Annotated in this window: 13 protein-coding genes; 4 read left to right on the plus strand and 9 right to left on the minus strand. The window is 68.9% G+C overall.

From position 1 onward, the window contains the following. Position 1 precedes the first annotated feature (1 nt). A complete protein-coding gene (locus tag K9D12_RS10810; RefSeq protein ID WP_223060203.1) occupies positions 2-250 on the plus strand; it encodes a hypothetical protein in 249 nt (82 codons plus the stop codon). A 100-nt stretch (positions 251-350) separates the two neighbouring features. Here the strand turns inward: K9D12_RS10810 and K9D12_RS10815 are convergent, their stop codons facing one another. Together K9D12_RS10815 and K9D12_RS10820 are read right to left on the minus strand one after the other, a co-directional pair. After that, positions 351-1,244: a glucose 1-dehydrogenase gene (locus tag K9D12_RS10815; protein WP_047310826.1), complete on the minus strand. Its 894-nt coding sequence runs from the start codon at positions 1,242-1,244 to the stop codon at positions 351-353. A 133-nt stretch (positions 1,245-1,377) separates the two neighbouring features. Beyond that, entirely contained in the window at positions 1,378-2,289 is a 912-nt protein-coding gene (locus tag K9D12_RS10820; RefSeq protein WP_129666316.1) for a DNA-formamidopyrimidine glycosylase family protein, read from the minus strand. A gap of 119 nt (positions 2,290-2,408) precedes the next feature. On the opposite strand from K9D12_RS10820, the gene K9D12_RS10825 reads away from it, so the two are divergent. Continuing rightward, positions 2,409-2,924 (plus strand): hypothetical protein, encoded by a 516-nt coding sequence (locus tag K9D12_RS10825; RefSeq protein WP_223060204.1) that lies wholly within the window; start codon positions 2,409-2,411, stop codon positions 2,922-2,924. A 3-nt stretch (positions 2,925-2,927) separates the two neighbouring features. On the opposite strand, the gene K9D12_RS10830 is transcribed toward K9D12_RS10825, so the two are convergent. The 6 genes from K9D12_RS10830 to K9D12_RS10855 form a co-directional block, all read right to left on the minus strand. Continuing rightward, a complete protein-coding gene (locus K9D12_RS10830; protein ID WP_223060205.1) occupies positions 2,928-3,626 on the minus strand; it encodes a hypothetical protein in 699 nt (232 codons plus the stop codon). 105 nt (positions 3,627-3,731) lie between these two features. Beyond that, positions 3,732-4,007 (minus strand): Rho termination factor N-terminal domain-containing protein, encoded by a 276-nt coding sequence (locus tag K9D12_RS10835; RefSeq protein ID WP_047310821.1) that lies wholly within the window; start codon positions 4,005-4,007, stop codon positions 3,732-3,734. Positions 4,008-4,057: 50 nt separating this feature from the next. After that, on the minus strand, positions 4,058-4,723 hold the full coding sequence (locus tag K9D12_RS10840; RefSeq protein WP_118914754.1) for a TrkA family potassium uptake protein: 666 nt from the start codon (positions 4,721-4,723) through the stop codon (positions 4,058-4,060). Beyond that, a complete protein-coding gene (locus K9D12_RS10845; protein ID WP_223060206.1) occupies positions 4,716-6,065 on the minus strand; it encodes a TrkH family potassium uptake protein in 1,350 nt (449 codons plus the stop codon). Before K9D12_RS10845 ends, K9D12_RS10840 begins: the two co-directional genes overlap by 8 nt. Positions 6,066-6,193: 128 nt before the next feature. Further along, positions 6,194-6,883: an LppP/LprE family lipoprotein gene (locus tag K9D12_RS10850; protein ID WP_052946843.1), complete on the minus strand. Its 690-nt coding sequence runs from the start codon at positions 6,881-6,883 to the stop codon at positions 6,194-6,196. Between the two features lie 175 nt (positions 6,884-7,058). Then, positions 7,059-7,667, minus strand: a complete 609-nt coding sequence (locus tag K9D12_RS10855) for a hypothetical protein (RefSeq protein WP_052946842.1) — start codon at positions 7,665-7,667, stop codon at positions 7,059-7,061. 196 nt (positions 7,668-7,863) lie between these two features. Here K9D12_RS10855 and K9D12_RS10860 point away from each other — a divergent pair, with 196 nt between their 5' ends. Together K9D12_RS10860 and K9D12_RS10865 are read left to right on the plus strand one after the other, a co-directional pair. Beyond that, complete coding sequence (locus tag K9D12_RS10860) at positions 7,864-10,815, plus strand: hypothetical protein (protein ID WP_223060207.1); 2,952 nt, start codon at positions 7,864-7,866, stop codon at positions 10,813-10,815. A 3-nt stretch (positions 10,816-10,818) separates the two neighbouring features. Beyond that, a complete protein-coding gene (locus K9D12_RS10865) occupies positions 10,819-12,462 on the plus strand; it encodes an AAA family ATPase (protein ID WP_223060208.1) in 1,644 nt (547 codons plus the stop codon). A 5-nt stretch (positions 12,463-12,467) separates the two neighbouring features. Here K9D12_RS10865 and K9D12_RS10870 read toward each other — a convergent pair whose 3' ends face one another. After that, complete coding sequence (locus K9D12_RS10870) at positions 12,468-12,911, minus strand: hypothetical protein (protein ID WP_223060209.1); 444 nt, start codon at positions 12,909-12,911, stop codon at positions 12,468-12,470. Between the last annotated feature and the right edge of the window lie 178 nt (positions 12,912-13,089).

Here is a 13,089-nt window from a genome sequence, read left to right on the forward strand (position 1 = left end):
CGTGACGAAGCGCGTGCTGCACGGCGTCCTCGCCGTCCTTCTTCTCGTGCCACCCCTCGTGTGGTTCGGTGCCCGGAATCGCCTCCTTCCCGAAGCGCTGACCACCGGCGTCGGCGGCATGATCTGCTGGGGTCTCGCCTGGGTGTGCCTCCTCTCGTCCGCGTGGCTGCCCGCGACCGCGTTCACGAAGGACGACGAACCGGAGGAATCCGCGGACGGCGCCTCCGACACGCCTGTTTCCCGCTCCTGAGCGTGCAGCGAAAGCTCCCGATACAACGATTCCCCGTGGGCGCTACCAACAGCGCCCACGGGGAATCATCTCGGCGAACGGTTCTCGCCGACCACGCGGATCAGGGGCTGACCATGCCCCCGTTGATGTTGAGCGTTTCGCCCGTCACGTAGCCCGATTCGGCCGACGCCAGGTAGACGTAGGCGCCCGCCACCTCGGCCGGCTGCCCCGAACGACCCATCGGCGTGCTCTGCCCGAACTCCGGCAGCGCCTCCTTCGGCTGGCCGCCCGAGACCTGCAGCGGCGTCCAGAACGGGCCGGGCGCCACGACGTTGACGCGGATGCCCTTCGGCGCGAGCTGCTGTGCGAGGCCCTTGCTGAACGTGTTGATCGCGGCCTTCGTCGTCGCGTAGTCGAGCAGGTGATCGCTCGGCTTGTAGGCCTGGATCGAGCTCGTGTTGATGATCGTCGAACCGGCCGGCATGTGCGGCAGGGCTTCCTGGGTGATCCAGAACATCGCGTACACGTTCGTCTTGAACGTGGCGTCGAAGTCGGCGCTCGTGAGGTCGGCGATGTCGTCGCAGTACTGCTGACGCGACCCGTTGTTGACGAGGATGTCGAGGCCGCCGAGCTTCTCGACGGCGTCGTTCACCATGCGGCGCGTGGCGTCCTCGTCCATAAGGTCGCACGGCAGTAGGACGGCCTTGCGGCCGGCGTCCTCGATGAGCTTGCGGACGCTCTCGGCGTCCTTCTGCTCCTCGGGGTGGTAGTTGATCGCCACGTCGACGCCCTCGCGCGCGTACGCAATGGCAACGGCGCGGCCGATACCGGAGTCGCCGCCCGTGATGAGCGCCTTGCGGCCCTCCAGGCGGCCGCTGCCGCGGTAGGTGTCCTCACCGTGGTCGGCCTTCGGCGTCATCTTCGTGTCGAGGCCGGGCCAGCCCTGCTGACGGTCGCTGAAGTTCTCGTTCGTGTACTGCGTGACGGGGTTGGTGAAGGTGTACTGATCGGCCATCGTTCACTCCTCGAGAGATGCGGTGCGAGGCGCGTGGATGCGTGCGGGGCGGCCCCGCGAGCCGACGCGCGCCAGTTCACCCTCGACGTTACGCACCGCGGATGAACAGCAGGCAGACCCGAGAGGGTGGTACTCACACCCTCCGGCGACCACCGGCGGGACGCTCGACGAGGGGGCGTTGCGGACGGCGATCGTCGTTCGGTGCGTAGCCGCCCTGACACGTCGGGCAGCTGAACAGTGTTCGTTCACGGCCGGCTTCACCGATCATCGCGACGCGCACCGTGTCCGTGCAGCGCACGCACGGCAGCCCGGAGCGGGCGTGGACGCGTTTCGTTTCGCCATCACCGGCGCGACCCGTCGAACTCTGGACACCCGTGGTGGCGCTCGCGAGCATGAGTCGGCGGGCGTCGTCGAGCACCGCGCGCAGCGTCTCCTCGGGCACCTCGGCGACTGTGAGCCAGGGCAGCACGCCGTGGACGAAGAGCATCTCGCTGATCCAGAAGGTACCCAGCCCGGCAAGGTTGCGCTGGTCGAGCAACGCCTCACCGAGGAGGCGCTGGGGCTGGCCTCTCAGGTTGTCGAGGGCGGCATCCAGCCCGGTCTCCGGCCAGCTCTCGGCCAGGATGTCGGGCCCGAGACGGCCGATGATCGCCTGCTCCTCGCTCGTCGGGATGACGTCGAGCAGGCCGAGTTTCGAGGCCACCGCGAGTGCGTCGGAGACGTAGAGCAACGCCCGCGTCGTGTGGCCGCGCTCGGCCCGCCGCACCTGGGTCTCGAGACGCTTCGCCTCGCGCGGAGGAGCGGCATGGGGTGCGACGAGCGTCGACCACCGGCCCTCCATCTTGAGATGCGAATGGATCGTCACGCCGCCGGACAAGCGGTGAAACAGGTGCTTGCCGTACGTCGCAACGGGAAGCGACTCCCGCCCCGCCAGATCCGTTGTCGCGAGGCTCGGCACACGAAAGTCGGTGCGTGTGAGGACCTTTCCACTCAGGGAAGCGTCGAGGCGTCGAGCGGTCCAGACGATGGTGTCGCCCTCCGGCATGCTGCCTCCTCGCTCGTCGGATCCTTCTCGTGGTCATCCGACACGAGAGTTTCACGTGAAACGCCCCTGCGCCCCTGCGTGACACGATGAGATGCCACCACCGACCGTCAGGAGACCAGATGTCGTGGGCACGTACCGTGCCGATGCTCCTCACCGGAGTCGTCATGCTCGCAGGATGCTCGGGGGGAGACGAGTCGTCGCAGTCCGAGACGAGCAGTTCAACCTCGTCAGCCGTGAGTGCAACGTCGTCGCCCAAGCCGTCGGAATCGTCGCAGAAGTCGTCGCCCGGCGGCGACGAGCCCATCGGTGACGGCGGCATCGACCTCAAGAGCAAGGCGCCGTCGACGTCGTATCCGGCCGAGCAGCTGTCCGGCCCCCGCGCCGGCGACTGCTACGCCGGGGGAAGCCGCATCTACGACCGTCGCGGCATCACGTGCGCCGACGCGAAGAAGGCCTTGGCCACCTACGAAGCGACAGCCGAGGGGGCCAAGGGCGCATCCTCGAAGGTCGGCAGCTACACGTGCTCGCACAATCCCGATGAGATGGTCGGCCAGGGCGCTGCGCCGGGTTCGTGCCTCGACGACGAGGCAGTCGTCTTCAACTGGCGTTACCCGGGAGCCGTGCAGCCGCGCTGATCGTCACTCGACGATCTGCTCGACCACCCGGTTGCCCTTCACCGAGAAGGTGCGCGTGAACGGCTTGTTCGGCAGCTCTGCGCACACCTGGTTCTCGCTGCGCTCGGCGCCTTCGACGACGATCGTTCCTCCGTCGACGACCTTGATGCTCTTGATGTAGGTGCCGCATCGCTGAGCGCTCGGCAGGGCGGATGTCGTGAGCTGACGCGGTCCGCTCGGCCCACCCAGCCAGACGATGGGGGTGTCGCTGTAGCCGTTGCCCTCCGCCTCCTCGAGCACGACGATCGCGTCTTCGTAGCCGTTGTCGTCGAGGTCGTAGAACAGCGGAGTGTGCGTCCAGAGCTGGTAGTGCGGTGACACGCTGTAGGTGCGCGTCGAGCCGTCGCTTCCTGCCGTGCGTGCCCGGCCGTTCTTCATCGTGACGCGCGAACCGTCCGCCGTCCTCCACGTGGCGTTCTTGAAGTCGAAGCTCGTGATCGCCTCACGACCCGAAGCGTTCGCAGCCGTTGCGCCGGACGTCGGCGTCTTGCTCCAAGCACGCGTCGTGGGGGGAGGGTTCGACGCGGAGGACGGGCCCTCCGTGGTGTTGCTCGCGCTGGACGACGCCGTGCTCGACGGTGACGCAGAGGTGACCTCGTCCTGGCATGCCCCGAGGGCGAGCGCGGCGGTGAGCGTCAGAGCGGCGACTGCGGTGGTGCGCATGGTGTTCCCTCCCAGGTGCAGCAGGGCGCGAGTGCCCCTTCACAGCTGAGACGTGGTTCACCGGCCGTCGGTTCCCTGTGAGTTGATCAGGGCCCATCAGCCCGGTCAGTGCGAGCGCAGAGCTTCGATGAGTTCGTCCTTCGTCATCGAGCTGCGGCCCTCGATGTCGAGTTCGGCGGCCCGCTTGTGCAACTCGTCAACGCTCCAGTCGTCGTAGCTGCCCGCTTCGCCGCCCTTCTCGCCGACCTCGCTGCGCGAGGAGTTGGCGGCCGCGTTGGCGATGCGTGCCGACTTCTCCTTGCTGTTGCCCTCTCGACGCAGGGCCTCGTACATCTCGTCGTCCTTGACCGACGGGCCCGGGTCTTCCTTCTTCTCAGCCATCGACACTCCTTGAGATCGCGTGGGATTCAGTGCAATTCCACTGTGCCACGTCAGGTTTCGTCGCTGAAGTTCTCCACGGCGTCACGTTCGCCCGAGACGATGACGATGTCGCCCTCCTCGAGAACGGTCTCCGGCGTTGCGTAGGTGAAGCTTTGGCCCGCACGCTTCACGCCGACGACGGTGACGTTGTAGTACGAACGCACGCGCGTCTCGCCGAGGGGCTTGCCGAGAACCGCAGCGGGCGGCTGCGTCTTGATGAGCGCGTAGCCGTCGTCGAACTCGATGTAGTCGAGCATCCGCCCGCGCACGAGGTGCGCGACGCGCTGGCCCATGTCGTGTTCCGGGCGCACGACGTGGTGGACGCCGAGCTGCCTCAGGATGCGCGCGTGCGACTGGCTGACGGCCTTCGCCCACACGTTCGAGATGCCCATTTCGAGCAGGATCGAGGCGGTGAGGACGCTCGATTCGAGGTCGGTGCCGATTGCGATGACGGCGCGGCTGAACTCGTGAACCGAAAGCTGACGCAGGGCCTTGTCGTCGGTGGAGTCGGCTTGCACGACGTGCGTGAGGCGGTTGGCGAGCTGCTGTACGAGCTTGTCGGAGGCGTCGATGCCGAGCACCTCGATGCCCTCGCGCTCGAGTTCGAGGGCGAGCGACTTGCCGAAACGGCCGAGGCCGATGACGACGACGCCGTCGGAGAGGTTCTTCCTAGCCAATGATGGGCCTGCCTTCCGGAAGCTTGTAGCGGCGGGAACTCTCGCGGATGGCGAGGGCGGAGACGAGGGTGATCGGCCCGAGTCGGCCGAAGAACATGAGGCCCGAGACGAGGATCTGAGCCGACGGTGGCAGTTCCGGCGTCACCCCGGTGGACAGGCCCACGGTGGCGTACGCCGACGTCGTTTCGAACATTGCATCACGCAGCGGCAGGTGTGTCATCTGCGTCAGCGCGATCGTGCCGGAGATGATCGCGGCGATACCGATGAGCGCGACGGTGAGGGCCTGACGCATGGCGCGCGAGTCGATGCGGCGGTCGAACGCCGTCGCGTCCTCCTCACCGCGCACCTCGGCGATGATCGCGATGAGCAGGAGGAAGAAGGTCGTCACCTTGATGCCACCGGCGGTGCCGGCCGAGCCGCCACCGATGAACATGAGCGCGATCGTGGCGATGAGGGTGCCGTCCTCGATGGCGCCGTTGTCCCACGTGTTGAAGCCGCTGCTGCGCGGCGCGACGGAGTGGAAGAGGCCGACGAGCAGCTTGTCGAAGCCGTGGTGGGTGCCGAGCGTCTGAGGGTTGTTCCACTCGAGCGCCGTGAGCAGGATGGCACCGCCGACGAACAGAACGCTCGTCATGAGCAGCGTGATCTTGGTGTGGAGGCTCCAGCGGTGGGGCTTGTGCTGGCGCAGCAGCTCCATGATGACGGGGAAGCCGATGCCGCCGAGCGTCACGGCGATGGAGATGGGACCGACGATGAGCGGGTCGGTGGCGTACGACATGAGGCTGTCGCTGAAGAGCGCAAAACCGGCGTTGTTGAACGCCGAAACGGCATGGAAGACACCGAGGTACGCGGCGCGCCCGAAACTTTCGCCGTAGCCGAGCCACCATCGAAGAACGAGCGCGATCGTCGTCACCGACTCGATGACGACGGTGACGCGCAGGACACCGAGCAGGAGGCTGCGCAGGTCACCGATCGCCTGACTCTTCGTCTCCTGCGCCGTCGTGACGCGCGTGCGCAGCCCCACCTTGCGCGCGAGAACGAGGCCGAGCAGCGACGCCAGCGTCATGACGCCGAAGCCGCCGATCTGGACGAGGACGAGGATGACGACCTGGCCGAACGGGGTCCAGTAGTTCGGGGTGTCCACCGTCGACAGGCCGGTGACGCAGATGGCGCTCGTCGCGGTGAACAGCGACGTGACGAAGGGGGCGCGCCCCGGGTCGTGCGTCGCGATGGGTAGCGAGAGCAGCACCGCCCCGACGAGGATGGCGGCGGCGAACGCGAGGGCCACGACCTGGCTGGGGTGGCGCAGAAATTTGCGACGTCCTCGCGTGGCTGCGGCCATGCCCGCCAGTGTCCCACAGGGGCGTCCTGCGCCTGCCGCAGTGACGGGTTCGTTCGCTGGGCAGAGTTCGTTGCGGTTGGGCCGTGTCGGCGACTACCCAACCGCAGCGAAGTCTGCCCGGTGCTCGATCAGTTCTCGGGCGGGGTGCTGCCGGTCATACGGACGGTGTGGTCGACGTCGTCCCACGCGAAGTAGGCGACGGTGGTGCCGCTCGCGTTCGCGGTGCCCTCGCCCTCCTTGGGCCAGTGGTAGACGACCTTGATCTTGTCGTCGCTGACGCGGGTGATCGTCGGCCAGAAGCCATAGCCCTTGGCGGTCGCGGTGCCGAGGTACTCGCCGTGGCGGAACAGGGCGATTTGCCACGGGGAGCTGCCGGTGCCGCGCTCGATGGGCAGAGCGACCCAGGAAAGGCCGGCGCAGCGGTCCCACCCGTTGATGGAGGAGTCGGCCGTGTACTTCCAGCGGGTGCCGTCGCCGAACCCCGGGTCGTACGGGGGCACTCGCTTGGCAGCGTCGCGTGCGGCCTGGGAGGCGGTGGAGGTGGAGCACTGCGCCTCGGAGTCGGGGGTGCTCGTGGTGCTCGGCGTCGTTGCTGCGGGCGTCGACCGCGTGGCCGACGCGCTCGACGTTGCGGTTCGGGTGGGCGTGCCCGAGGACGTGGTGCTCGAGCCGCCGCCCGAGGCTGACGAGGACGAAGCGCTCGACGACGCCGTGACGCTGGGCGAACCTCCGGCGGTCTGCTCCTGCTGGCAGGCGCCGAGGGTGAGGGTGAGGGCCGTGGCCGCGAGGGCGGTGACGGCGGAGCGGGGGACCTTCATGGCTGAACTCCTTGGCTGGTGCCTGCTTGATGCGTCTGTGACGCGGGGCACGACGGAGAGGTTCCATGGAGAAACGATCCTTCACAAAGGATCGTTGGGCGGACTCCCCTGCTGTTGGGCCGAGTCGGAGACTGCCCAACCGCAGGAAACCCTGCCCAACGGCCGGCTCAGGGCGTCAGTCGCACTGCCAGCAGATGCCGTTCGCGGGTAGCTGAGTGAAGCACGTGGGGCACACGGGCTTCGGGGCGTCCGCGCGCTCGGCGATGCGTGCCTTCTCGGCGCGACGCTCGGTGCGCTCGCGGCGGGCGACGAGGTGCTCCGGCAGGGTGGCGGTACCGCCGTCGGCGGGCAGGTCCGTGGCGTGCTTGCGGTAGCACAGGAGGCGGTGCTCGGCGGCGTGCGCCTCGACGTCCGAATCGGCTGTCACGGCGGACAGCTCGACGTCTTCCGCCGTCGGGATGCGCCAGTAGGCGGCTCCGACGGTTCCGTCGGCCTTGAGACACAGCGACGTCAGCGGCGGCTCGCCTTGCTGTGCAGCCTGGACGGCACACAACTCGAGGATCTTGCCTGCGAGGGTCGCGCTCGGCGTCGTCGTGCGGAGGCCGGATTCGTCCTGCACCCGCGTCGTGAGTTCCTTGTACGTCGTCACCGCGTTGTAGCGGGTGGCGGTGTCGAGGAGGAGGGCGTAACCGATGCGCGTCCAGACCTTGAGGGCGTCGGCGAAGGCGACGGGGCTGCCGTCGTCCTCGCGGAAGGTGCCACGGGCGGAGGGGGACGTCGACATCAGGCCTCATCTTTCGTCGGGGTGCGAAGCGCGACGGCGATTATTGCGAACGCCCCCACGTGGTCTGGGTAACACCCCCTCCGCGTCGATTCTGTAGACGTTCCGCGTCGTATGAGACGCCGAACGTCTACAGAATCGCGGCGGCTGTCGGTGACATCGGCCACAATGGCGAGCGGCTGCGCGTGAAGGGGAGCGAATGGGATCACTGAGCACGGGCGGGGGCTCGTCGGCCGTCGCCGCTTCGGCACACGCGGGGTGCGAGCGCTTCCGCCACACCGACCCGATGGTGACCGGCCTCGCGCGTCGTGAACTGGCCGAACGCCTCGGCCACGCGGACGCTGACGGCGGCATCCCCGAGGCGCGCTGGATGCGCGCCATGACCTTCGAACGCCTCGTCAAGGACGAACGCTTCGTCTCTCCGCTGCTCACCACCGCTGTCGGCGACCTGCGCCTGCGCCGCCCCGACGCCGTCACGCGCCTCGACGCGCGCGTCTCCGTCGGTGCCACGGCGCAGGCCCTCGCGCAGGCGCACGAGGCCGCGGTCGAGCACGGCCACTGCACCCTCATCATGTCGCTCGCCGTGCCCTTCGTGGGCCTCGAGGGCGAAACCGGCGCTACGCCCGTCAAGCCCGACTTCGCCATCGTCACACCGCGATTCGTCGACGACCCACTCGGTCCGGGGGCCGCAGGCCCCGACGAACTCGACGAAGCCCTCCAGGCAGCTGACGCGAACGACGAGACGATGACCGCCGTCGCCGACGAAGCCATCGGCAGCTGGCTCGTCATGGGTGATGCGAAGGACTACGAGCGCGTGCGCAGCCGCATCGACGACGGCCGCATGCTCAAGGGCTTCCTCCAGGTCGCCCTCGGCGCCGAGTCCGCGGAAGCCTGGAGCAAGCGGCCCGCCGACATGCGCGTGCACACCTACGGCGCGCTCGCCGTGCCCCGCAACAGCTTCCTCCAGCCCACCGCCGTCATGGAACGCCTCGACGACCACCGCGCCGAGGTGCGCGCCCGCGCCGCCGAGCGGGAAGCGCTGCGCCAGGAGGTGCACGCCCAAACGGGCGGCGACCACGTGCCCGAGAGCGAACTGCAGGCGTGGGTCGACCACCGCGAGAAGGAGTTCGACCCCACCTCTTGCCAGACCTGCTCGATGTTTCGCTACTGCCGTCACCAGTTGCGCACGTCGAGCGACGCCACCGACGTCCTGGTCGAGATCGGGGCGCCCACCGACGACCGTCCGGCGCTCGCAGCCCTCGTCACCGACGGCGTCGCGCCCGAACGCACGTCGACAACCCTGACGGCCGCCGTCCGCGCGACCCTCGAGGGAGCGCCGCAGTTCACGCCGCACGGCCGTATCGACCCCGTGGGCGAGGCGGGCACGATCGAGGTCGTCGTCGCGAAGGCCGACAGCAGCGCCCTCGGCGTCTACGGCATGGCCGTTCGCCGGGTGCTCACCGACGGCACCTTGAGCGAACTCGCGTCCTTCGCCACCGCCGAACCGCAGGCACCCGACACCCGACTCGCCGTGATGTCGCTCCTCGGCGAGCAGCTCGCCGCGGCGATGAAGGAGCTCCTCGCGACCGCGCCGCTCGACAAGGACGGAGAGCCCGACCCGAGCCCTGTTCACCTCGTCGTGCCCGACCGCGCCACTGCCGACCTCCTCGTCTCGATCGCCGACTCCCTCGCCGGTATCGAGACGAGCCGCTTGCGCTGGGCGCGCGACCTCGAGGCCGGACGCGAGCCCCTCACCTTCGACGGCAACCCCGCCACCGTGCCGGCTCCGCTCACCGACGAGCAGCGCCTCGCCGTCAGCTTCCTCCTCGAGGACGACCGCTCTCGCGCTCTCGTCGGGCGCAGCACCACTGTCGTCCTGCGTGACGTCGTGGCGCGGCACGTCATTCCCGGCGGCCCGCTGGGTGACGCCGGCCGTCTCGACTATCTGCTCGCGTGGGCCACGCGCGAGACCCCGATCGATCACCGGGCGCTGTCTGATGAGATCGCCGACCGCCACGAGACCCCCGGCGCGCGCCTGAGCCGCGATCGCTCCGACGAACTGTTCTCGCAGATCTCGATGCGGCGCAAGCGCCATGAGCAGGAAGCCGTCGAGGGTTCGTTTCACGTGAAACCCCCCGAGGGGCCGCCTTTCCCGGACCTGGTCCGTGACGAGCTCGACTACAAACTCAGCCTGTTCGACGACGCCCGCAGCGTTCTGGCCGATCTGCCCGACGCTCCGACGCGTGTGGCGCACCGGGCGCACGAGGGCGCAGCGCAGGAGGTCTGGCGCCGTCGACTCCACCTGCACGCAAGCGACCTCGTCCGCTTCGGCCGCACCTCGCGGTGGTGGCGCAACAGCCAGGTCGAGATCCTGTCCGGCGACGCCGAGTTCGTCCACGGGCTCGCCATGCTCGGCGACCCGCAGGAAGCGCGCGACGCCGCACTCAACGCCGGCGTCAGGCACGTGGCGCTCGCCCGCGTCGTCGGCGACAACCCGCTCGTGCTTGCCGTCGGTTCGCGGCGCTTCACGGCCGGGCAGAACGTCGTCGCCCTGCACATTAACGACGAGCCGACGATCGCCGAGGGCATCCCCAACGCGAAGAGCCCGACGAAGTGGGGACGCATCCCGATCGGCGCCCTTCTCGACCTCGACGACGTCGAACGGGCTGCGCTTCCCGACGAGGCCGCGCCCGTGGGTTATCGGCTCTTCGGTTTCGAGCCGGCGAAGCCAACCAAGGGCAAGGAACCGCGCGAACTCACGGTCGGTGACGACATTGTTCTCGGCGATTACGAGAAGTTCGGCAACTTCTCCTACCGCCGCGAGGTCGCCGTGCCGATGCCCAATCTCGACACCTCGAGCGCACCCCGCCCGGCACGTCGCAACGCCGAGGCGTGCGGGCCGGACTCGTACGCGAACGACCCGGGGAACCACGCCTGGTGCTGCAAACCGCACGAGGCGGCCGAGGCCGAGTTCAGCGACTACCTCGCCGAGCGCCGCGAGGCCGGCGAACTCAACCCGCAGGTGTGGCCGCCGCTCGTCGACACGGATGCCTTCGACATCGCGGAGGGCACGCTGCCGCAGGCCGACGACGAAGACGTCGACGCGACGCAGCCGCCATCCGACCTCACCCGCGACGATCTGGGGGAGTGACCCATGGCTCTCACCTTCACCACGCCCACCCCCGTTGAGAACGCGCAGCACCACGCGAGTGCCGCGGCCTCGAACGCTGCCGTGGCCGCTGACGCCGTGGCCGAACTGCACGCGGCGCTCGCGGCGGTCGACGACGCCCTCCGCTCCTACGACCCCGAGGGTGACGACGCGGCTCCGGCCGCGCGACGCATCCTGCTCAAAGCCGCTGCGGGCGCGGGCAAGTCGTTCGTTCTCAAGCGCATGGTGGCTGAGGCGAGCGGCCTCGGCGAAGGGCGCACACCGACCGGCCGCAGCGTGGGCATCACGGCGTTCACGAACAAGCAGCTGTGGTCGCTCGCAGAGTCGCTGGGTCAGGATGTCGGCGCCGAGAACGTCGCGCTCGTCATGAGTAACTCGATCGACCGCGACACCCTGCCGCCCCACCTCGCGGAGCGGTGCACCATCGTCAGTTCGGGTGAGCTCGATCTCGAGACACCGGTCATCCTCGCCACCGCCGCGATGATGGGCATGCGCGGTTATGCGTGGAAGACGAGCCGCGACCTCGCGCGTCACGAACCGCTGTTCGACGTCCTTTTCGTCGACGAGGCGTGGCAACTCGCGGAGCATCTCTTCGACCGCGTCTCGTGGTTGTCGAAACTTCACGTCGGCGTCGGCGACGTCGGGCAGCTGCCGCCCCTCGACTCCTCGGCCAACCCCTGGCGCGGCGACTCGGGTTACAACCCGTACCGCGCATGGCCGGAGTCGTACGTCGGCATCACGGCGCGACGACTCGACGCCGAGCGTGACGGGGTCACGTGGGTGCGTGAGCTGCCCGCCGTCTGGCGTCCCACGGGTGAGCAGCTGGGGCTCTGGCAGGCGTTCTACCCCGACTGGGCCGAACTGAACTGCGTTGCAGCGCCTGGCGATCGGTCGATCGTCGCGGGCGTATGCGCGAGGGAAGACGCCGATGAGCCGACCTTCGGCGAGGAGATCGGCGGCCCCGAACTCGTCGACGCGCTGATGCCGGTGCGCGCTGCGTCCGACGACGTGTGGCGCCAACTCGGCACCGGCCGTCCGACGCTCCTCGAGATCGACGGCCTTCCCGAGGCGGAGGCCGCCGACATCGACGTTCCGCTCGTGGCGGCGATCGAGGCCCTCCTCGACGAGTTGGTGGCCGACGGCTTCGAACTGCGCAGCGCCACCTACGGCCCTGACGGGTCACCGACGGGAGAGCGCACCGACGGCATCGACGACTTCGGCGGCGACCCGCTCATCGCGCTGCTCGCAACTCGCAACCAGGCCGTCGACGACATGAGTGACGTCGTCGAACGCCTCACGCATCGCTACGACCTGCCCGAGGGCGCAGTCATCGCCTCGACGGTCGACTCCTGGCAGGGGCAGACGAACGGCATCACGGTCGCCATCCACCCGCTCTCGGGCGCGAGCAAACTCGACGAGTTCAACTCGGCGTTCGGCCGCCTCGCCGTCACATGCACCCGCGCGACGCACGGGCTGCTCATGGTGGCGCGTGCCGGACTCGACGACCTGCTCGCCACCGCGCCCGCGCGTCCCGGAACGCCGATCGGCGAACCGGGATCACGAGCCCTGCCCCGCCAGACGCACGAGCGCATCCTGGGTGCCTTCGCCCGCGGCACCCTGACGATCTGAGTGCCTTACGTCGTCGGGGAGTCCGTCGACGTCGGTGAGCCAGGCGTGGACGGCGGGTCTTCGCACATCCTCAGCGTGGTCGTCCCGCCCTTGTCGAACTCGGCAGACGTCCCATAGGTGAGTGCCACGTAGCGGTCGCGGCCCGCGCAGGGCGCGGCGACCAGACGCAACGTGACGCGACGGCCATCGATCGTGCCGCGCGCCGTGATGTTCTCCGCCCCCCACTCGTCCCACACGATGTCGGTGATCCGGGTGTCGCCCTCGACGAGAGTTGACGGTCTGACCGTCCCCTGCCCGGGCTCCTGCGGCGACGCCACGCCCACGGGCATGAGCGAGTCGCTGATCGGGGCGACGCTGCACGCACACGGCTCCGGTTGCGAACAGGCCGCGAGGAGGGCGAGCAACCCTGCTGCTCCGGCTCGTAACGTCAGTGCCTGCGTGCGTCTCATGCCCCTTTGACTCCGTCAGCGGCCTTGTGGTTCCGAAGCGACGCGAGTGGAAGGTTCAGAGGGGCGGGGTTTCCAGCCGATGCGGGGCGGTCGACGTATCGGCGACGAGGGCGACGACGAACCGGCGTGACCCGAAAGTTACGGCGCGGAACGCATTAGCGTCGTCCTGAGGTGGGAG

Origin of the sequence: Dermacoccus sp. Tok2021 (genome assembly GCF_019895135.1) — a bacterium.
In the GTDB taxonomy this organism is placed as follows: Bacteria; Actinomycetota; Actinomycetes; order Actinomycetales; family Dermatophilaceae; genus Dermacoccus; species Dermacoccus abyssi.